The organism is Chryseobacterium shigense, assembly GCF_014207845.1.
Classification (GTDB): domain Bacteria; phylum Bacteroidota; class Bacteroidia; order Flavobacteriales; family Weeksellaceae; genus Chryseobacterium; species Chryseobacterium shigense_A.
Genome location: NZ_JACHLC010000004.1, coordinates 1 through 21,721, shown reverse-complemented (window position 1 = coordinate 21,721; position 21,721 = coordinate 1). Strand labels below are relative to the sequence as shown.

The following is a 21,721-nucleotide window of genomic DNA, read 5'->3' as shown; positions in this document are numbered from 1 at the left end:
ATAACAATTATGAAAAAAATATTATCATTATTTGCTTTATGTATGACATTATTAGCATGTAAGGCGCAACAAATCTATCCCTTAAATACATTTTACAAGAATGCACCTAACTATTCTTACATGAAAGATCTAAATAATTATCTTTCTCCTTATATTGGTACTTATAAAAATACCTATCAGGGAAATGAGATTACTCTTTATATAACAAAAGAAGATAAAATGCTAATCGATACTAGGCTTCAAGGAAGGATTTATTATCAGGATGTACTTCATGTAAAGTATACTGTGAAGAATGCATCAACTGGGGCTATACTTCAAGATAACCAAAATTCTATTGACCCTAAAAGAAATAATATAGTAAGTATGGGTACCAATGATTTGGATAATAATAGTGTTGATTTATATTATAGCGGGACCAATTGTCGTGTAGGCTGGGGAAGAATAACCTTACTAAAAATCAATAATACTCAAATTAGTTGGTCATATTATCCCAATGATATGATTTTCACCCAAGGAGACTGCCCTGGAAATCCTGATATAAAAATTTATCTTCCAGAAGCGGAGAATCTTGTTTTTATTAAGCAGTAATGAAAAGTTTGATAATATGTTCTAGCCTTTTTGCTGTGTTTTCATATAGAAAACAGCAAGTTTATTCTTTAAAACTTACAATATATACCGTCTTTTGCTTTATTCTATTAATTTCTTGTGTTTCACAAAAAAACGCAGAAGAATATATTCAGTTTAAACATGAAAATATTATGGTTATAAGAGGAGATAAACTTATAATCACTTTAATTCCTAAAATAAGTAAAAGAAAAAAATCAGTGGTTGTAAAAACTTTAAAAAATAATGAATCATATGATAATAGAAGAATAACTTATAATGAGTATAAGAAAATCTACGAATTGGTGGTAAAAACTAGTCAAAAAGATATAGAGCTGCCTCAAAATCCCAACAAATTAGTTTCTATTGTAGATGGAGGAAGTAATTCGATTACCCTCAAAAAAGGCTCAATCGAAAAAAAATTAAATACACAAGGAATCTCTAAAGAATATCATGGAAGTTTTTTTGAAGCAGTTGAACTTATCCTAAGATCAGCAAAACTTACGGACAATGACATTAATTAATGTGAATAAGAATAAAAATAGGCTGTCTAACAAGACAGCCTATTTTATTACAATAAATATATTTTAAATCCTTTCAATATCCGCCCCAATGGCTTTTAGTCTTCCATCGATATTTTCATACCCTCTGTCAATCTGTTCAATATTGTGGATAATAGATTTTCCTTCTGCAGAAAGTGCTGCGATAAGAAGTGCGTTTCCGGCTCTGATATCCGGGGAAACCATTGTAGTGCCTCTCAAAGGAGTTTCCTGGTTTAATCCGATTACCGTAGCTCTGTGCGGATCGCATAAAATAATCTGTGCACCCATGTCGATCAGTTTATCCACGAAGAATAATCTGGATTCGAACATTTTCTGGTGAACCAGAAGGCTTCCTTTTGCCTGGGTTGCCACCACTAAAATAATGGATAAAAGATCCGGTGTAAATCCTGGCCACGGGGCATCCGAAATCGTAAGAATAGATCCGTCAATAAACTTCTGGATTCTGTAGTTTTCCTGGGCAGGAATAAAAATATCGTCATTACTCTGTTCAAGCTGGATTCCTAATTTTCTGAATGTGTTTGGAATAACACCAAGCTGGTTCCAGTTTACATTTTTAATGGTAATTTCAGATTTGGTCATGGCAGCAAGTCCTATCCATGATCCGATCTCTACCATGTCCGGAAGCATAGTGTGTTCCGTACCGCGAAGATGCTCCACCCCTTCAATGGTAAGAAGATTGGAGCCTATTCCTGATATGTTGGCACCCATTCTGTTCAGCATTTTACATAATTGCTGAAGATAAGGCTCGCAGGCTGCATTGTAAATTCTTGTTTTTCCTTTGGCAAGGGCTGCAGCCATTACAATATTGGCAGTTCCGGTTACAGAAGCCTCTTCCAGAAGAATAAACTTTCCTCTTAGCTCTTTAGCCTTTAATGAATAAAAATATTCATCTTCATCATAATTGAATTCAGCGCCAAGCTCTACAAGGCCCTGGAAATGAGTGTCCAGTCTTCTTCTTCCGATCTTGTCCCCTCCCGGAGTCGGCATATAAGCTTCGCCATAACGGGCAAGCATAGGGCCCATCAGCATAATGGAGCCTCTCAGTTTAGCGCCATCTTTCTTAAATTCATCAGATTTAATATAATCAAAGTTGACTTTATCCGCTTTAAACGTGAAATCTCCCTGGCCGTTTTTAGTAACCTTAACCCCAAAATCACCAAGAATTTCAATCAGTCTGTTTACATCGTGGATATCCGGAATATTTTTAATTCTTACCTCCTCATCCGTTAGCAGAACAGCACATAAAATCTGTAAAGCTTCGTTCTTTGCCCCTTGTGGAGTGATTTCACCATGCAGTCTTTTTCCTCCTCTTATTTGAAATGTTCCACTCATTACTTTCTGTTTTTATGATTGTTGTTATGTCTTCTTTTGTTGGTCTGGTTCTTATTGTTGTTGTTATTATTGCCGCTGTTTCTGCTGCTGTTATTGTTGTTTCTGTTATTATTGTTATTGCTGGTGTAGTAAATCTTACTTTTTTCAAGAGACTCTATTCCGGTAAGGTCCAGCCTGTTTTCAGAAAGCTCTTTCAGGTGGCGGAAAATAACATCGTCTGTTACATGTTCCTTATTATATACATTGTAAGACTTTTTCATGTTATTGGCAATAACTTCTATCAGGGCTTCCTTTTCATCACCCGGTTCCAGTTCTATAGCCTTTTCTATCAGTTGAAGAATACTTTTTCCGTAAAATTTAAAATCTCCCTGAAGTTTAGGATATTCCATTTTTTTTGGTTTTTCTGCCAGCTGTTCCCTGGTAGGAAAAGGGTATGGTGATTCTACATCAAGATCATATTCTGCTAAAATGAAAAGATGATCCCAAAGTTTATGCTTATAATTTTCTTCGTCACGGAGCTGAGGGTTTCTCTGACCCATAAAATCAATAATGGCCATAGCCATTTCACTCCTTTCCTCTTTGGTAGGGAGCTCTTTGCAACGTTCAACCAGCTGCTGTATGATTCTGCCATATTCCGGCATATGAAGCTGAGTTTTTTGGGTGTTATATTCCATAGTATGCAAATATATGGATTAAAAGAAAAATTGCTTTCAAAATATTGAAAGTTTATGTTTTTTTAATGAAAATTTTATACAGCTATTGATTAAGATCTTTTGGTTAAAATGAAAATATTTCACATTTTGTAGACTTTGTTTCAATAAAATTGTATTTTAGTTGTTAGATTAATAATTAAAATAAAGTATGAAAAAAACACATTTCTTAGTTTCGATGCTGGCTTTAGCATTGTTTAGTTCCTGCCAGAACGGCGATGAGAATGACAATGAAAGTCGCGGGTCACAGGAAGTTCATTCCAAAACCGTAAACGTTACGAATCATGACGGACGTCCTTTCAGTACCGGAAGCGGATCCATAAACGGAAAATTTGTATCAGGACCCGGAGGCGGAGTTTTAATGCAGGGCTTCTATTGGGATGTTCCGGATGGCGGTAACTGGTGGAATACAGTAAAAGGTAAGCTTACAGACTGGTCAAACGCAGGAATCAGTGCAGTATGGCTTCCACCTGCATCAAAGGCTCAAAATGGAGCTTACTCTATGGGGTACGATCCTACAGACTATTATGATTTCGGAAACTTTAACCAGAACGGAAGTGTAGAAACCCGTTTTGGATCCCGTACAGAACTGGAAGCCCTGATTACAAAAGCCCATGCTGAAAATATGCAGGTTTATGCAGACATTGTTATCAACCACAACAGTGGGGGGCAGTCTCAGGCTAATCCTTTTACAGGAACAAGCACATGGACGGACTTTTCAGGAGTTGCTTCCGGAAAATTCCAGCGAAGTTATAATGATTTTTACAAAAATTCTTACGGAAATAATGACGAAGGAGCTTTCGGAGGTTTTCCGGACCTGTGCCATGCTAATCCCTATGTACAGGATTGGTTGTGGGGAAGAGACGACTCTGTTGGGAAATATTACAAAAATGTTATGAAATTTGACGGCTGGAGATTCGATTATGTTAAAGGCTTCGGACCGTGGGTTGTCAATAACTGGAATTCCAACGTAGGTGGATTTTCTGTAGGTGAACTATGGGATTCCAATGTAAATACCCTGGAATGGTGGGCTAATAACGCCAATAGTTCCGTATTCGATTTTGCTGCATATTATAAGATGGATGAAGCTTTTGACAACGGAAATTTAAATGTTCTGAATGATGATATGATGTGGAAGAGAAATCCTTATAAAGCAGTAACATTTGTTGCCAATCATGATACCGATATCATTAACAATAAAATGCCGGCTTATGCCTATATTCTTACCCATGAAGGTTATCCTACCATTTTTTACCGTGATTATGAAGAATGGTTAAACAAAGAAAGGCTGAACAACCTGATCTGGATTCATAACAATAAAGCCACAGGAACCACTTCCATCCTGTATACAGATAATGATGAATACATTGCAAGACGTAACGGCTATAACGGAAATCCCGGATTGGTTGTCTACATCAACAATTCATCGAGTTGGCAGGAAAGATGGATAGAAACCAACTGGAGCAGCCAGCAGATTAAAGATTTTACAGGAAATTCAAGCTGGTACCCAACAACACAGGGGGATAAATGGGTGAAGATCCAGGCACCGCCAAACAGCTATTCAATATGGTCACTGAACCAATAGAATGTATAAAAGCAAGGATGATTCATCCTTGCTTTCTTATTTACTTAAACTTTCTCAAAGCTTACACTTCAATAAATTTTTTCTTCTGATCTCTGTCCGGAAGAAAACACTTCTGATTGGCAAGTTTCATTCTGTTTCTTGAGACCATATCATATACCTGGTCACTTAAAACCGGAGGGAATATTTTTCCTGCAACCGATAATTTGTAAATTCCGCCTAATATATTGGCAATTTGCAGTACAGCCCGTGATTTAGTGAAATAGTATTTTCCGGGCTTCCACAGGTAAAGGGTATTGAATACTTTGGTTTCCAGGCCTCTTTCAGATAAAAATTTTTGCCCGAAGCCGGATTGTAAAGAAGCAAACATGAATCTGTCGTTTTTATCACGTTCAAGAATCCACTGCACCCAGAAATTACAGACGCCGCATTCACCGTCAAAAAATACAATATGTTTATCTTTCCAGTTCTCCTTCATAATTTAGGTTTTTAAAATGTCATTTTCCTCTCGGTCTCTTCTTTTACTTTTTTGAAATACTCTACAAGCTCTTTACGCTGTTCTGCAGTAAGTTTGGCATCCTGATGCCCCACATAATAAGATTCCAGAGGCATTTCCTCTTTCTCTGTCATTTCTATGCATTCTTCCAGTTTATGCGCCTGTCTTTTGGGATCATACATGGCAAAGGTAGAAAAATTAAGATGTTTTCTGCCTTCATCTATATGATTTTTAACAAACCATGAAGCCGGAGAAATACTTGCATACCATGGATATTTAGTCTCATTGGAATGGCAGTCATAACACGATGTGCTTATGATCTTTGCAACAGGTTCCGGTGTATTCTTAATCCTTAGAAAATCCATGCCGGGAGTAGGAGGAGGATTGGTTTTTTCAATGGGAAAAAACTGTATAATAACAAATGCAACAAGGAGAACAACAAGAACTTTTTTCATATCAATTTTATCTTAAAATATAAAAATAATCAAATTTTATTAAATCGGAATGAGCTGGTTATCAAAATGAAAATGTTTATTTGAATCATTCTAAATATGATAAGTTGCTCTTGTTTTTTATGCATCTGTTCCTGGATTTTTATTAACTTAATTGCATTATTGTACCTTTTGATAGTATGCTTTCAAACAATTTGTAAAATTGAATTTATTATAGTTTTTAACTATCGCTTAAATAATTATTAATAGATTGTATTTATAAAATAGCCTTTGTAAGTTTGTGATATCTTAAAAAAGAAACTGTATTGATCAACATAAAAAATTAAATTACAATGGAAAAAGATTTAAATGACATCAGTAAGTGTCCGTTTCACAATGGAACAATGAAAAAAGAAGCCGTAGCAGGCGGAGGAACCAAGAACCTTGATTGGTGGCCGGATCAGCTGCGGGTGGATATTCTTCGTCAGCATTCATCACTTTCAGATCCTATGGATAAGGATTTTGACTATGCTGAAGCATTTAAAAGCCTTGATCTTGAAGCCGTAAAAAGAGACCTTCATGCATTAATGACAGATTCTCAGGACTGGTGGCCGGCTGATTTTGGTCACTATGGTCCCCTGTTTATCCGTATGGCATGGCACAGTGCCGGGACATACCGTGTTGGTGATGGCAGAGGAGGAGCCGGAGCCGGACAGCAGCGTTTTGCCCCTCTAAACAGCTGGCCGGATAATGTAAGTCTGGACAAAGCAAGAAGATTATTATGGCCAATCAAACAGAAATACGGAAAAAAAATCTCATGGGCAGACCTTTTGATCCTTACCGGAAACATTGCTTTAGAATCCATGGGCTTTAAAACATTCGGATTTGCGGGAGGCCGTGAAGATGTTTGGGAACCGGATATGGATGTATATTGGGGAACAGAAAAAACATGGCTGGGCGGTGATTTGCGTTATGCTCACGGTTCAGAAGGAGTAGCAGAAAAACACGGAGTACTTCCAACTGACGATGATGCAGATGGAGATATCCATTCCAGAAACCTTGAAAAACCTCTTGCTGCCGTACAGATGGGGCTTATCTATGTAAATCCCGAAGGTCCGGACGGAAATCCCGATCCCCTTGCAGCTGCTAAAGATATCCGCGATACTTTCGGGCGTATGGCGATGAACGATGAAGAAACAGTTGCTTTAATTGCCGGTGGTCATACTTTCGGAAAAACACATGGCGCCGGTCCGGCAGATAATGTAGGAAAAGAGCCCGAAGCTGCCGGAATTGAACTTCAGGGATTCGGATGGAGCAGTACCTATAAATCAGGAAAAGGAACAGATGCTATTTCCAGTGGACTGGAAGTAACCTGGACCGAAACACCAACTGAGTGGAGCAATTATTTCTTCAAAAATTTATTTGAAAATGAATGGGAACTGACCAAAAGTCCTGCCGGAGCCCATCAATGGATTGCCAAAAACGGAGCTGAAATCATTCCTGATGCATTTGATTCCAATAAAAAACACAGACCTACCATGCTTACAACGGATCTTTCATTAAGATTTGATCCTGTGTATGAAAAAATATCAAGACATTTCTATGAAAATCCGGATGCATTCGCAGATGCTTTCTCCAGGGCATGGTTTAAGCTAACCCACAGAGATATGGGGCCTAAAGCAAGATATCTGGGACCTGATGTACCCCAGGAAGAGCTGATCTGGCAGGATCCTGTTCCGGAAGTGAATCATGAACTGGTAAACGATGCAGATGCTGATTCTCTAAAAGAGAAAATTTTAAATTCGGGATTAAGTGTCTCTGAGTTGGTTTCTACTGCATGGGCTTCTGCTTCTACATTCAGAGGAAGTGACAAACGTGGCGGTGCAAACGGTGCAAGAATCAGGCTCGCTCCTCAAAAAGACTGGGAGGTAAACAATCCTGCCCAGCTTCAGAAAGTCTTGGGAATTTTAGAAGATATTCAAAAAGAATTCAATGGAGCTCAGGTTAATGGTAAAAGAATTTCATTGGCAGATTTAATTGTTCTTGCCGGAAATGCAGGAGTTGAAAAAGCCGCGAAAGATTCAGGGAATTATATTAAAGTTCCGTTTGCGCCGGGAAGAACGGATGCTTCACAGGAACAGACAGATGTTGAGTCTATGGGCTATCTGGAACCTGCAGCGGACGGCTTCCGCAATTACCTGAAAAGAAAGTTCAGCGTATCTACAGAATCTCTTTTAATTGATAAAGCACAGCTTTTAACCCTTACCGCTCCGGAACTTGCCGTACTTATAGGAGGAATGCGCGCATTGGATACGAATTTTGACGGATCAAAGAATGGCATATTCACCAATCGTCCGGGAGTACTTACCAATGATTTCTTTGTAAACCTTCTGGATATGGGAACACAATGGAAGGCTATTTCTGAAGATAATGAATTGTATATGGGAACTGACAGGGCAACCGGGCAGCCAAAATGGACAGCAAGCCGTGCAGATCTTGTATTCGGATCAAATTCTGAGTTGAGAGCAATTGCAGAAGTATATGCAAGCTCTGATGCCCAGGAAAAATTTGTAAATGATTTTGTGTCAGCCTGGGTGAAAGTAATGAATTCCGACAGATTTGATTTGAAATAATAATCAACTTAACATAATATTATGAAGGTGGCTGTAAAAGTCGCCTTTTTTTATTATATCAATTAATATTTATTATGAAAGTGATTGAATTTTAAAATAAAACATATATTTGTTGAGAAATAAAAAAACAAATACATGACGAAAAAATTATTTCCTGCCCTGTTATTGGTAGGCTCATTTACTTTTGCTCAGGTTGGGCTTAATACAGACACTCCACATGCTACTTTCGATGTAGTAGGAAATCCTGATGATACTTCAAAATTTGACGGAATTATTGCACCAAGAATTACAGGAGAACAGCTGAATGCAAAAGTTTACACCACCTCACAAACGGGAGCGTTGGTCTATGTAACTGCTACCGGGACTTTAGGAACACAAACAGCTGATGTAAATTCAGTGGGGTACTATTACTTTAATGGAGACTTGAATAAATGGGTAAAATTAAATACAGGAACTGTAGCTTCACCGTGGAATATACAAAATACTGCAAACCCTGCAACCGCTAATACCCAGAATATCTATCAAAACGGTAAAGTAGGGATCGGTTTCACCAATGCAGATACTGTATCTGACAGACAATTTGAAGTGAAAGGCGATATGAAAGCCCAATATGGAAGCGCAGGTAATTACTTTGGAGTAGATACCAATCTTTTTGGGATAGGCAGCGGAATTTATTACTCCGATAATAGTGATCTGTCGGCAGCCACAAATACAAGTGTAGTTGTAGCGAGATCGGGAATAAGCAGCTTACAGTCAAATTATGGAATAGGAGGAGGAAGTGTTGCCACTTTTTCGCAGCCTTCCGGAGGATCTTTTGCTCTAATTGCCAATAATCAGGATCAAAGTGTAAATGCTTCTATTTGGGGAATAAGTAATGGAACTGTTAATAATCTTACCCTGAGCCACAATGCGGGATCAACGGAATCAACAGATGTTGCTCTTGAGAAGAGTAAAGGAGTTACTTTTTCCTACAAAGATACATCCGGTAATCCTCAGGGAGCATATACTTTTCCAAGAACAAGCGGCCAGGCCAGCCAGGTTTTGACAACAGACGGAGCCGGCACATTATCCTGGAAAAATAGCTCATCTTTAAACGCAAAAATAACAGCTTTGTCCTCGGGAGCTATTGCTGGTGATGATTATACGATTCTTGTAACCGGAAATATTTCACTTCCGGCCGCAAGTACTGCCAATCAGGGAAAAATCTATAATCTGGTTAATGATACTGCCGGAGTTGTTACCATTTCCGGAACATTTAGAATTAACGGAGGTAATTTTACCAATTATGATTTAAATAACAGTAATTTGGGAAGAGCAATCGTTGTACAAAGTACAGGTTCAGCCTGGGTAATCATTTCAAGATATTAAATATTTGATTTAAGGTTTTAAAATAATTCAACAGCCATTCTAAAAAAGGATGGCTGTTTTTTTGTCCTGAAATTAAGAAATGAGATAATAATGAAAGCTAAATAATGACTGCTTAACTCTAATGTTTTTTGATCCTTTCAATATATAATTTCTTAAAAATCTGTTTCTGTTTTCATAAACAATCAGTCAGATTCGGAATGCTTTTTTATAGTTTTTCCCTGGCTAACTGTTATTTTTAGCATAATTGTATCGTCAGTTTTTGCAGAATTTTAGATGTTTATCAGAATCAAAAGAGGAAATAAAAGAAATAAGAGGATCACAAATTTTATTTATTTACTTCATTTGAATCATTTATGTTTTTGATAATCATACATTTACATTGTTGAGTGAAATTGAGGGGTATTCTAAGTGTGATTAAGGGGGTATCTCTTTCTCATGTATTGTTCATGTTGGGTTAATATTGCAAACGTTTTGATGAAAAAAATATCAGTAAATGTGAATGCGTTACATCGATTTTTTTACTAATCAAATACTCCCCTAACTGACACTCAAATTAAAACACACAATGAAAAAAACTAGACTTTACATTTCTCCAAAAGATACACTCCTCTAAAAGTATCATGTCCATTTATAATGGACGATTAAATTTTTAAAATTCCTGCAGCGTATTTACTTGAATACGTCTTCACTCGATTTTTCAGTTTACAAAATTTCTGAATGCTGTAATAGATTCGGAATGATAAGGCTATGAATTATAATTACTAAAATATAACAATGATGAAAAAACAACTCATTACACTTTTATCCTTTGTAAGTATTGCCACGTTTGGCCAAGTCGGGATTAATACTCCTAATCCCAATCTTAAAACCGGATTGCATATTTCTGAACGTATTGATCAGAATAGTGCTAATCCAGATAAGCTTAATGGTTTACTCATCCAAAGGTATACAACTTCGGAAAGAAATAATATCAATCCCGGATCAAAAGAGAACGGTCTTACTGTTTACAACAAAGAAACAAACTGTTACAATGTATGGAACTGGAACGGAGTTTCCTCTACAGGTGCATGGGCACAGTTCTGTGGTGAAAAACAGGGAGTTGCAGATTTTTCCGATTGTAGTTCTATAAAAGTAATCGGTAAATATGTAACAGACAAGCCGCTCAGCGCACAGTCTGTACGTATCGATGTGCCGGTAAAGGTTACCCAATTGGGAGCTTATTCCTATACTACAAATACAGTAAATGGTGTTACTTTTACCGCTCAGGGAACTTTTGTGAATCTGGGGCCTCAAACGGTAAGTCTTTATCCAACGGCTATTAGTGGAACTCCTTCAGCAGGTACCTATAATTACTCTGTAACAGTAAGCCCTACAGCAGCAAGTTCTTCCGGAATCATCTGTAATAATATACCTGTTTCATTTATTAGCAGAGCAAATTCAACTATGAAAATTGTTAATGTAAATGGTACCAATGGCTCATCCTTAGTTACAGGAACCAATTCATCAGGATTGGTTTACAAATGGTTAACAGGAGATAACCAAATTGCTGCATCTAATTCTGCTGTTTCTTATTCCGGAACAAGCCAGATTCAGGTTGTAAACGTTACCTTAAACAGTTTGGCAGAATTGGAAGATAAACTGGCAGATGCTTCAGGTATTATTGTCGGTGCCAATAACGGTATCAGTACAGGTTTTGCCAATATTATAAAAGAATGGAATCAGTCTACAGGAGGGTTTGTTATTAATTATGCAGACTCTGTACCTGAATCAGGTTTGGCAGACGTATTGAAATTCTATGTAGAAAATGGGAGTACAACGGACGGTATTGTAAATTCAAATGTGACCGTGATTCCGCAGATATTCGGAACAGGGCAGCCGTTCATTGTCTCTAACGGCCTGAATATAGGATATGACGGAGCAAATTCCGGACAGATTTCCACAAGCCAAGGGCTTAACTTTGTCGATGTTGCTTCAAGAAGAGGAGCAGTAATAGATCAATCCCGAAACATAATCATATTTGGAGATAAGTTCGGAAATGGTACAGCAACATCAGCAGGGGACAAACAAAACTTTGCAAGAATTTTATGTGATGTTTTTGCCTATTTCATAAAAAATGCTCCGGTTTATTAAACAGATTATTTCCCGTATTTGACGGGCAGATATGAAAGTTATAATAAAACATAAGGCAAATATCTTATAAGTTTTGAGCTGCCTTGAATACAGGCAGCTCTTTTTAATCATAAAAAAAATTACCTTGAAAAAAAATCTATTATTGGTAGCATTCCTGCCTTTTGCGGTGTCTGCCCAAAGCCTATTTCAGATGGAGGTCTCCACACAGAATAATGATGTGGAAGTAAGAGCTGATAATACAGCTGATATCACAAGTTCTGATCTTGAGCTTGCAGGAAAAGATGGTGCAACCCTTCAGGAAACCTTTTTACGCTTTGAAGGCATTTCGCTACCGGCGGATGCAGCTATCAACAGTGTTTATCTTGTTTTTAACGGAGATGAACCAAGTACATCTTCCACAACAATGAAGATCACAGGAGAAATAGGAAACTCACTTCCGTATCCTGCATCTGCCGCCGCTTCTACAGGCTTGAATTTAAAATCCCGGATTTATTCCACATCTTTTGCAGAATGGATCACTTCCGGATGCGTGGTAGATCAGCAGTACCAATCTCCGGATCTGAAAAACGTACTCAATGAAATGTTTGCCAATGCAGGCCTTAACAATGCCAGTCTCGCATTTCGTATTCAAGGAAACGGGCAGGGAGCATTTACAGTACGGTCGTATTCTGCAGCAGCTGGAAAAAGACCCAAGCTGGTGATCAACTATTCTACCCAGACGGTAACAGTTACAACAGTAGTTTCTTCAGGGAATAACGATGCTGAGCAAACCCTTACTAACGGGAATATGGATTTGGCAGGCGGAATTCTGGAACTGGGAGGTAAGTCCGGTCTTACACCGCAAGTAACCGGTTTAAGATTTGAAAATGTTCAGATTCCTGCAGGTGCGGAAATTACAAAAGCTTACATAGAGTTTTATTCCTACGGAACCAATCCGAACAATGCAGAACTGGTTTTCCGCACAGAATTAGGTAATGCCCCGGTTTATACAGCTGCCAACAGCAATATTTCCGGAAGAAATTATTCTCACCGGAAGGCAAAGTGGGTTACTGCTCCCTGGACATCTGGAAATACAATATATAAAAGTGCCGATTTAAAGGAAATCATAGATGAAAACAGATTAAACGGCTGGCAATCCGGTCAGGCCCTTGCTTTCAAAGTTGAGGGGAACGATGGAAGCGCTACGGCCTGGTCTGTAAACGGGTGGCCGAATTATCAGCCTAAACTGGTTATTGAATACAAAAATAACGGTGCCGGACCAAGCGTAGGGCCGGCTCCTCAGGATGAAACCATCAGAAAATATGTTTCTGCCGGAGAGAATGACGGAATACAGAATCTTTCCACAGGCGGAATGGATCTGGTAAGAGGAATTCTGGAGCTTGGAGGGAAATCCGGGGCAACAGCACAGACTACAGGTGTCAGGTTTGAGAATATCCAGCTTCCTGACAATGCCCAGGTTACCGATGCCTACATTGAGTTTTATGCTTATGGAAACAGTGCAAACGCTAGGGTGAAAATATCTTCTGAAATGTCAAATGCAGAAGTATACAATACCACTTCAGGGAATATTACAAAACGTGATTATTCATCAATATTTGTAGACTGGAATACAGGAAACTGGACATCGAATTCCAAGTACAGAACTGCAAACCTCAGAAACCTTGTTGATCAGGCAAGAATTAACGGGTGGCAGTCAGGGAATTCACTGTCGTTTAAGTTAGAATCAGATTCCGGGGGAGCAAATGTATATTCCAGAAACGGTTCAGAGCTTTACCAGCCGAGATTGGTTATTGAATATCTTAACAATAACGGAGGCCCCGAAATTGATATAGAAAGCAATCCTGCCAATATGAGTAAGCTTTATATTAATGAAGTTTCCTCAGAAGGCACCCAAAGCCAGGACGAAGACTGGATTGAAATCTATAATGACCACGATTATCCGGTATATTTCAATAAGCAGAACAGCGGAATCTACCTTTCCGATAAAAATGGAAACCGTACTTTAAGCGAACTGAAAGACATTTATATACCAGCAAAAGGCTTTACAACTTTTATTGCAGACAGTGATCCTTCCAAAGGAAATAACCATCTTAATTTCGGGTTGGGTTCAGATGGGGAGACCGTTTATTTTTCAAGAAAGGTTGGCGGAAATGTGATTCAGCAGGATATTTTAACTTATCAGGGCATTCCTTATAACCAGACTGTAGGGAAATTCCCTGACGGTACAGGAAGTTTAGTCAATTTTATTACACCTACCTACAATACTTCGAATAATGAAGGAAAGCAACGTGTTGATCTTGGTTTCAGTAAAACAAGAGGTGTTTATGATTCAGGATTTGATCTTACAATTTCTGCGCCTGCAGGAACTACGGTAAAATATACTTTGGACGGGAAAACACCATCAGCAATAGTAGGAACAGTTTATACGGCCCCGATTGCAATTAACAAAACTTCGGCAGTAAAAGTATATGCTTATGATGGCGGAGGAAACAATTCGGGAGTGGTTGCCCATACGTATGTTTTAAGAAACAATTATGCCAATGAATCCACTGCAGACGGTTACTGGCAATGGTATTACAAATCCAATATCACTGCTGCAGAATATGCCCAGGCAATCGGGGAAGTTCCTATTGTTTCGGTAACAACCAATTCCGAGCCTAATACAACATGGGCTGAAGCTTCCGTAGAATACATCGACAATAATGTTTACAGCGGAAGAAAAAATTTCTTCAGTAATTCTTTGGCAAGAAAATTCGGACAGGAAAGTGTAGGTTTCTATAATCCTAATCTTAAGTTCAAGTTTAACAGTGATTCTGGTGTAAAAAAGGCCAATTATACCTTCTTTGACGATTATCCGAATGATGCTTTTGAAAATCCGGGTAAAATTCAGACTTTAGAATTGAAACAGGGACAGGATAATGCTTCACGGAATGTTTACAATATCGGATTCATGAGATTCAGTGAAAAAATATCAATGAATCTGCAGAAAGAAATAGGAAAATATGCTTTGAATACCAGGTATATCAATCTGTTCATCAATGGTAAATACCGTGGCTTAAAGACCATGAGGAATGATTTCAATGCGAATAACCTTGAGGAAGTTTTCGGGGACGACGATAATAATTACACTAAAGTAAACCTTCAGGACGGATATTTTACGGGAGGTGTTGTAGAATCAGGAGACGGAAGCCAGGCTGTATGGAATAACATCCGAAATACTGCGGCTGCCAAGAAATTCCAGGACTTCAAAAAACTGGTGGATGTTGATGATTTAATCAAGTTCCAGCTGGTATTTATGTTTACCGATACTGAGAACGAGGCAGCTGCTATTACGCACAATACCAATCCCGATGTGATGAAGGCTAAATTTATGATTAATGATACGGATGGTTCCTTCTTTGGCGGGATTACGGTTTCTTCATCAGATGTGTCAATGCCTGCAAGAGGATTTGCCGGAGGCGGAGGCAATTATAAATTTAAATGGCTTTACTCGCCGGGCAGTATCAATGGACCGGGTGGGCTATTCGGGAATTTCATGGGTTCAAATACCAATGCAACAACCGGAAATCTGGAATTTAAAACCCTGGTAAAAGATGCTGTCCTTAAATATATAGGGCCTGCTTCGGGGAATTTTGCCGGAGCGGATGGTGCTTCCTTATCTGTGGTGAATGTGCAGAATAAGATTCAAACTACAATGACGGAGCTTGACAGATTATATAAGCTTGATGCAGCGTATATGGGCTATACAGGAAATGTTTACGAACAGTGGAAAAATGTAGACGGACCAAGAATTATTGCTCAGGTTCCGGAAAGAGTTTCATTCAACTTAAAGAAATGGCTGGAATATAATATGGCGCACACCCTTCTGCCTAATGAAATTCCAACACCGGCAACGATCAGGAAAACAGATACTATCCAGATCGATAATCCGAATTCAGGAACTCAGGTTTATTACACATTAAACGATACGGACCCGATGGGGAATGACGGAGTGGTTTCTCAGGAAGCATATCTCTATAACGGAACATTTACTTTACCGGTTGGAACCTACAATATTATTACACGTGCCTTTACCACAAATAACTGGGGGCCAAAGTTTTCAAAGATGATCAAGGTTGAAGATGTGAATCCGGGTAAATTTGTTATTACAGGGATTAATTACAAGCCGCAAACCAATGGTGATGCAGAATTCTTAATGCTCACAAATGCAGGAGGATCTGACTTGGACGTTTCCGGGTATACTGTTACAGATGCTGTTACTTATACATTCCCCCAGGGAACAATTATTTCACCGAATCAGACGATCATGCTGGTGAAAGATCTTGCACTGGTTACAGGATTCAGCCAACACAACAAATTCCAATGGACAAGCGGCAGTTTGAGTAATTCCGGTGAACCGATCACCTTTAAGGATAAGTCAGGAAGTACTGTTGATTATGTATTTTTCTCCGGCATTTCACCATGGCCGGTTGAAGCCAACGGACAGGGATCTTACTTGAAACTGATTTCTTCTGATCTGAATAATGAACTTCCGGCAAGCTGGGAAGCTAAATCTATCTCAAGTGATGCTGCTAGTGCTAAAATGGCAAAACCGACAGGGCAAAGGATGAGAACAGATATAGATACTGTGGATAATAACCGCGGGATTAAAATTTACCCTGTTCCAATGAAGGACATTTTATTTGTCAATCTTAATGAAGAATCTGTGATTTCTATTTACAATATGACAGGACAGATTGTAAAGACAGAAAAGCTTGATACCGGAAAAAATTCTATTGACGTATCCGGACTAAGTCAAGGTGGATATCTTATAAAGATTCAAGGTGAGAAAGAATCTAAAGTTTTCAAAGTAACAAAAGACTAATCCTATCTGATTTAAATAGTACATTAAAACCCTCCAAGTTTATTGGAGGGTTTGTTTATTTTAAATTCCGGGCTTTTAAAATTATGGTTTATCCTCTTAATACGACAAGTTCTGTCGCTTTGCCCGAATACCTTTGTTTTTATTAGGGGAAATAACACTTTAAGACACGGATAAGTGAAATTATCGATATTAAATCTCAATAACGAGATTTGCATGTGTGTTAAAAAACGTTAAATTTGCCGGAAAATTATAAAAACCAATATTAATTAATACACAAACGGATGAAGAAAATATATTCTGGTGCATGTATTCTATGCGCTGTTTTCGGGCTGTCTGCCCAGGAAGTATTGTGGCAGAAAGATATCAAATCCTCAACGCAGGATTTTCTAAGCCAGGTTACTACAACTATTGATGGGCAATACTTAATTACAGGAAGCAGTATTCAGAGCAGTAAGCTTCAGGCAGAAGGCAGTAAGCAGAACAACGGCTACGATTTCCATTTAATCAAACTCAACCAACAGGGCGATGGGGTTTGGGAAAAATATATTTCAGGACAAAACCATGATTACCTTTCAGGATCTGTAGCTACCCAGGATGGAGGCTTTTTAATTTCCGGAACCAGCTATTCCTGTAAAGGCTTGGATAAAAAAGAAGATTCCAAAGGCGGCTCAGATATTTGGTTCGTAAGACTTAATGAATTCGGGGAAGAACTTTGGCAGAAAACTTTAGGATCAGCATCTGATGAAGAAGCAAGATCGGTAATTCAGACTACAGATTTAGGATTTTTTATTGCCGGATCTTTCATGAACTCCGTTCGTAATCTTTCAGATTATGCTCAGGATTCTAAATACAAAGGTTATGGTTCCAAAGATGTTTTGATTGTAAAACTTGATAAAGACGGAAAAGAATTATCCCAATTAATTTTAGGCGGAAAAGGATTGGATGAGGTAGAAAAAATGATTCCAACTAAAGATGGAGGTGCTTTGTTAGGGATCTATTCGAGAAGTAATACAAGTGGTTCAAAGAAAACTGAAAACTTCGGAGAAGGAGATTACTGGATCGTCAAATTAGACAAAACCGGGAAAGTAGAATGGGAAAAGAATTATGGAGGTAAAGGAGATGACCATCTAAGAACATTGGCTTTGATTTCAACCGGATTTATCATCGGAGGTGAATCGAGATCTGACAGGTCAGGAAACAAAACCACAGGAATTGAAGAAGGAACCGATCTGTGGTTGATTTCCTTAAATGAAAAAGGAGAAGAACTTTGGCAGAAATCCTACAATTTCGGAAATAGGGATATCCTGATGGGAACGAGTATTTTAAATTCAGCAGATGATAAATCTTCTAAAGGAATCCTGTTAGGTGGTTACACCCAAGCCGAAGGAAAGATACAGACCGATGATGAAACCTTCTGGATGCTATATTTGAATCAAAACGGAGAAGAGCAGTGGAGAAAACATGTAAAAGGAGAATCCAGAAAAAGAGAAGAAAGACTTTCAGATATAAAACTGAACAGGGACGGCTCAATCATATTGGCTGGAACCAGTGCTGAAGAGCTCGGAAAAGAGAACTGGAAAATTGTAAAGCTTGGAGACAAACAACTTGACCAGCTGATCGAGAAACAGGACATCAAGATTTATCCGAACCCTGTTTCAGATTATGCTTATGTGGAAATAGGCTCCGATTTCAAGGAAGCAGATATTCTACTTTATGATATGGGAGGAAGACAATTCCAGAGTTTGAAAACTAAGAATAAAGTGACTAAGATTAATACCCAGAATTTAATTCAGGGAGCTTATCTGGTGACGATAAAAACAGATACGAACAAAACAGCAAGTGCCAAATTAATCAAGAAATAAAACACTGATAAAAATGAAAAAAATTGTAATTTGTGCAGGCCTTATACTTGCCAATAATTTCACAGCGCAAGAGTTTAGCACTTTGATGAAGACAGGTCAAAATGATGATGACTCATCCCTTAATATTAATCCTCCGTCTCCTGAATCCTATTACAGAACCCAATTCGGAAACTTACAGTTTAATGAATTTAAAGGAAATCCCAATGTAAGCATCCCTATTCACACTATAAGCTCAAATAAACTTAAGCATCCTATATCTTTAACATACAGCAAAGCTGGGGTAAAGGTAAATGATACACCGAATACTGTGGGAATGAACTGGGTATTGGAAGCGGGTGGCGTGATTAATAGAACAATATATGACAAAAAAGATGAAATGGCTGGTTACAGGCTTTTGTTGGATGTTAATGATCTAACTCAGCTGTCCAGTCCGCAGGAAGAATTAACGTTGGTAAACTATACCCGGGGTAATGTTGCACATTATGACCACCAGCCGGATATTTTTAATTTTTCATTTCCTGGCTATAGCGGGAGCTTTTATCTTGACCATAATTTCAAACCTGTTCTTTTGACTCAGGATAATAACCTGAAAATTGAGACCGTAGGAATCTTTAAAGAAACGTATACTTTTATTATTACCACTTTTGACGGCACAAAATATACTTTCGGAGGCACAGGAGCGACTGAAAAAACAACAGTAAGGGCAAATGCTTTTCTTAATGGTGTGACCAGCTTTTTTTTAACAAAAATAGAGAATACGGCTGGTCATAAGATTGAATTTTCTTATACACAGGTAAGCCCAAATGTCACCCTGTTGGGTTTAAATGAATCAGCATCTCTGGCCAGCTCTCTTTACGACCAGGGGATGCCTGCCGAAGGTACTAGTTCGTTCCCACCTTCAACCTCCTACAGTCAGTCCATTAAAAAACTCAATATCAATGATCCTAAAATCCTGACGCAAATCACAACAGACACCGAAAAAGTGCTTATAAATTATGCGACAGTACCCTCCGAAACTTTTCAGAAAGTAGGAAATATAACTATTGCTTCCCATAACATAAACAACAGGAAAATTGTATTTGAGTATATCCACAATTCTGCAACAGACCCTCAAAAAAAACGTTTTTTTCTTGAAAAAGTGAAAGAGTATACCCTGAAAAACGGCCAGGAAAATTTTGTTCAGGAACATCAGTTTGAATATAACAATCCCTTGGCTCTTCCCGACAGGCTATCGTTCAGTATGGATTATTTAGGGTACAGTAACGGCAAAAGCAATCCCAATACACTGCTTCCCAATTTGAACTTATTTGGAGCCGATTATACTCTTTTTAACCAGAATACTGATTATTATGCAGACCGGAGACCTGATTTTAATTTTACGAAAAACGGAACACTGGCTTCCGTGATCTATCCTACAAAAGGTAAAACTGTTTTTGAGTACGAGCCTGTACCGGCAAGAAGCTTAAAGCCTGTTGAAGGAGAAAAACAGCAGGTAATAGGAAATACTCAAGCTTTATGGGCAGACGATTCTTTAATTGATTATGATCTGGTAAATTCGCATCTTCCTTTATCGGGAGAATCGTCAGGCAGTCTGCAGGCTTCAGAGGTAGAAGGAAACAGTATCCAGATAGAGCTGAAACTTCATTCAAACGTCCAGACTAACTTTGCTGACAAAGGGAAAGCTCAGTTTGATATTATTGACACTGCCACCGGGCAAGTTGTTTATACGAAACCTATATTCCTTTCTAAAACAATATACTATATAGGAGAGTCTGACAACTTCACTGTTCAACCTAATAAGACATATCAGTTAAAGTATAGAATCCTAAATAATATCTGCCGGGAATGCAGCGGAACCGCTGTGATAAAATACCCTAAAAAAGGCGAATGGAATATCGTACAAAACGGAAATATAAGACTTAAAAAGCAGTATGATGTTTCTGAAAACGGACCGGTGAACATCAAAAGAATCTATTATACTGATTATAGAAATATCAATAACATTGCTGCCCTGGATTTCCAATACATCCCTAACTTTAAATCTTTCAGATTTGATCAGAAAATATATGCCCCTTATACTCCTCCTTCGCAAAATCCTACGTCAGGTAGTCCCTTGGTTGGAAGTATTTCTGAAACCATACTGAACTCAGAACCACAGGTAACGATGGTTAATAAATCAATACTCAATAATGATGGGGAAATCAACGATTACAATTACAATATTTATGATCCTGTATATCCGGTTGTAAGTATTAGTTATGGAGGGGATATGTTTGAAAATGGCGGGGAGGAAAAAAAATTTACAACCAGTAATATTCAAAACAGCTATACCTTCAGACCTCCTACAGATGATGGTTTGTTTAGTAATTCAGGCAGTACGTTAAGTAATATTATAGGATCTACCCAGAATACCATGCTTTGGGATGTACCTGTAGGAAATCTTAATGGAAATCTTATTTCACAAAAAGTTTTTGGAAACAGGAACGGGCAGCTGTATTTAAAAAAATCTACGCAGAATGATTACAGGCCTGATCAGGTAAATCTAATATCAAGTGTGGCAGGAATGACTGTATTTCCCCTTGCATTTGTTCCTTCGGGATCAAATGCCGGAACTTACATCAATAATATGTATATCTCAGGGTATATGCTGCCATCCTATTCTGTCTTTTTAGATAAGAGTATCTCGAAAGAATACATGGAAGACGTTCCTGCAAATGTTACTGATGACAGCGGATATAAAAAAATGGTTACCACAACCCATTACAATTATGATAATGTAGAAAAACAGCTTTCAAAGACTACTGCTGTTTTACCGGATGGCAGAACCGAAGAAACCGGCTATAAGTATGCCCACGACAAAGGCAATCAGAAACTTATCAATGCCAGTATGATAGGGATTCCCTTAGAAACAGAAGTAAAAAAGGATTCCAAAACCATCTCTAAAACAGAGACAAGATATGACAATCCTCTGAATTTACTTCCAAGTTCAGTTTTATCCTACGATATACAAACTCCGACAGCTTCATCCACAGAAGTCACCTATGACAAATATGATGAAAAAGGAAACATACAGCAGTATACCTCAAGAAGCGGTGTTTCCACAACTATCATCTGGGGCTATAACAAAACCCAGCCTATTGCCCGGAT

Annotated in this window: 13 protein-coding genes; 9 read left to right on the top strand and 4 right to left on the bottom strand. The window is 38.2% G+C overall.

The annotated features are described in order from the left end of the window. The first annotated feature begins 9 nt into the window (after positions 1 to 9). A complete protein-coding gene (locus tag HNP36_RS14940; RefSeq protein ID WP_184165280.1) occupies positions 10 to 588 on the top strand; it encodes a DUF6705 family protein in 579 nt (192 codons plus the stop codon). Next, positions 588 to 1,127 (top strand): hypothetical protein, encoded by a 540-nt coding sequence (locus tag HNP36_RS14935; RefSeq protein ID WP_184165277.1) that lies wholly within the window; start codon positions 588 to 590, stop codon positions 1,125 to 1,127. Before HNP36_RS14940 ends, HNP36_RS14935 begins: the two co-directional genes overlap by 1 nt. Positions 1,128 to 1,190: 63 nt before the next feature. On the opposite strand, the gene murA is transcribed toward HNP36_RS14935, so the two are convergent. Together murA and HNP36_RS14925 are read right to left on the bottom strand one after the other, a co-directional pair. Then, entirely contained in the window at positions 1,191 to 2,498 is a 1,308-nt protein-coding gene (murA, locus tag HNP36_RS14930) for a UDP-N-acetylglucosamine 1-carboxyvinyltransferase (protein WP_184165274.1), read from the bottom strand. Further along, positions 2,498 to 3,172, bottom strand: coding sequence for a DUF4290 domain-containing protein (locus HNP36_RS14925; protein WP_184165271.1), 675 nt, complete (start codon positions 3,170 to 3,172; stop codon positions 2,498 to 2,500). Before HNP36_RS14925 ends, murA begins: the two co-directional genes overlap by 1 nt. A gap of 187 nt (positions 3,173 to 3,359) precedes the next feature. Between HNP36_RS14925 and HNP36_RS14920 the strand changes: the two genes are divergently transcribed. Next, the gene (locus HNP36_RS14920; protein ID WP_184165268.1) at positions 3,360 to 4,793 is read left to right on the top strand and encodes an alpha-amylase; all 1,434 of its coding nucleotides are present in this window, start codon (positions 3,360 to 3,362) and stop codon (positions 4,791 to 4,793) included. A gap of 61 nt (positions 4,794 to 4,854) precedes the next feature. On the opposite strand, the gene HNP36_RS14915 is transcribed toward HNP36_RS14920, so the two are convergent. Further along, a complete protein-coding gene (locus tag HNP36_RS14915; protein ID WP_184165265.1) occupies positions 4,855 to 5,268 on the bottom strand; it encodes a thiol-disulfide oxidoreductase DCC family protein in 414 nt (137 codons plus the stop codon). Between the two features lie 11 nt (positions 5,269 to 5,279). Continuing rightward, positions 5,280 to 5,741 (bottom strand): heme-binding domain-containing protein, encoded by a 462-nt coding sequence (locus tag HNP36_RS14910; protein ID WP_184165261.1) that lies wholly within the window; start codon positions 5,739 to 5,741, stop codon positions 5,280 to 5,282. Positions 5,742 to 6,070: 329 nt separating this feature from the next. Between HNP36_RS14910 and katG the strand changes: the two genes are divergently transcribed. From katG to HNP36_RS14880, 6 genes are all read left to right on the top strand, one after another. Then, entirely contained in the window at positions 6,071 to 8,350 is a 2,280-nt protein-coding gene (gene katG, locus HNP36_RS14905) for a catalase/peroxidase HPI (protein ID WP_184165258.1), read from the top strand. A 135-nt stretch (positions 8,351 to 8,485) separates the two neighbouring features. Further along, a complete protein-coding gene (locus HNP36_RS14900; RefSeq protein ID WP_184165255.1) occupies positions 8,486 to 9,718 on the top strand; it encodes a hypothetical protein in 1,233 nt (410 codons plus the stop codon). A gap of 774 nt (positions 9,719 to 10,492) precedes the next feature. Continuing rightward, on the top strand, positions 10,493 to 11,848 hold the full coding sequence (locus HNP36_RS14895) for a hypothetical protein (protein ID WP_184165252.1): 1,356 nt from the start codon (positions 10,493 to 10,495) through the stop codon (positions 11,846 to 11,848). A gap of 124 nt (positions 11,849 to 11,972) precedes the next feature. Then, entirely contained in the window at positions 11,973 to 16,712 is a 4,740-nt protein-coding gene (locus HNP36_RS14890; protein WP_184165249.1) for a lamin tail domain-containing protein, read from the top strand. A gap of 281 nt (positions 16,713 to 16,993) precedes the next feature. After that, entirely contained in the window at positions 16,994 to 18,574 is a 1,581-nt protein-coding gene (locus HNP36_RS14885) for a T9SS type A sorting domain-containing protein (RefSeq protein WP_184165246.1), read from the top strand. A gap of 13 nt (positions 18,575 to 18,587) precedes the next feature. Beyond that, positions 18,588 to 21,721: hypothetical protein (locus HNP36_RS14880; RefSeq protein WP_184165243.1), on the top strand; the 3,134-nt coding region annotated here is incomplete at its 3' end.

What these genes read in the sequence shown, in the direction of transcription:
- HNP36_RS14915 (WP_184165265.1), bottom strand. Translation starts at nt 5,268, where the DNA reads ATGAAGGAGAACTGGAAAGATAAACATATTGTATTTTTTGACGGTGAA.
- katG (WP_184165258.1), top strand. Translation starts at nt 6,071, where the DNA reads ATGGAAAAAGATTTAAATGACATCAGTAAGTGTCCGTTTCACAATGGA.
- HNP36_RS14885 (WP_184165246.1), top strand. Translation starts at nt 16,994, where the DNA reads ATGAAGAAAATATATTCTGGTGCATGTATTCTATGCGCTGTTTTCGGG.
- HNP36_RS14895 (WP_184165252.1), top strand. Translation starts at nt 10,493, where the DNA reads ATGATGAAAAAACAACTCATTACACTTTTATCCTTTGTAAGTATTGCC.
- HNP36_RS14940 (WP_184165280.1), top strand. Translation starts at nt 10, where the DNA reads ATGAAAAAAATATTATCATTATTTGCTTTATGTATGACATTATTAGCA.
- HNP36_RS14920 (WP_184165268.1), top strand. Translation starts at nt 3,360, where the DNA reads ATGAAAAAAACACATTTCTTAGTTTCGATGCTGGCTTTAGCATTGTTT.
- HNP36_RS14925 (WP_184165271.1), bottom strand. Translation starts at nt 3,172, where the DNA reads ATGGAATATAACACCCAAAAAACTCAGCTTCATATGCCGGAATATGGC.
- HNP36_RS14910 (WP_184165261.1), bottom strand. Translation starts at nt 5,741, where the DNA reads ATGAAAAAAGTTCTTGTTGTTCTCCTTGTTGCATTTGTTATTATACAG.
- murA (WP_184165274.1), bottom strand. Translation starts at nt 2,498, where the DNA reads ATGAGTGGAACATTTCAAATAAGAGGAGGAAAAAGACTGCATGGTGAA.
- HNP36_RS14935 (WP_184165277.1), top strand. Translation starts at nt 588, where the DNA reads ATGAAAAGTTTGATAATATGTTCTAGCCTTTTTGCTGTGTTTTCATAT.
- HNP36_RS14900 (WP_184165255.1), top strand. Translation starts at nt 8,486, where the DNA reads ATGACGAAAAAATTATTTCCTGCCCTGTTATTGGTAGGCTCATTTACT.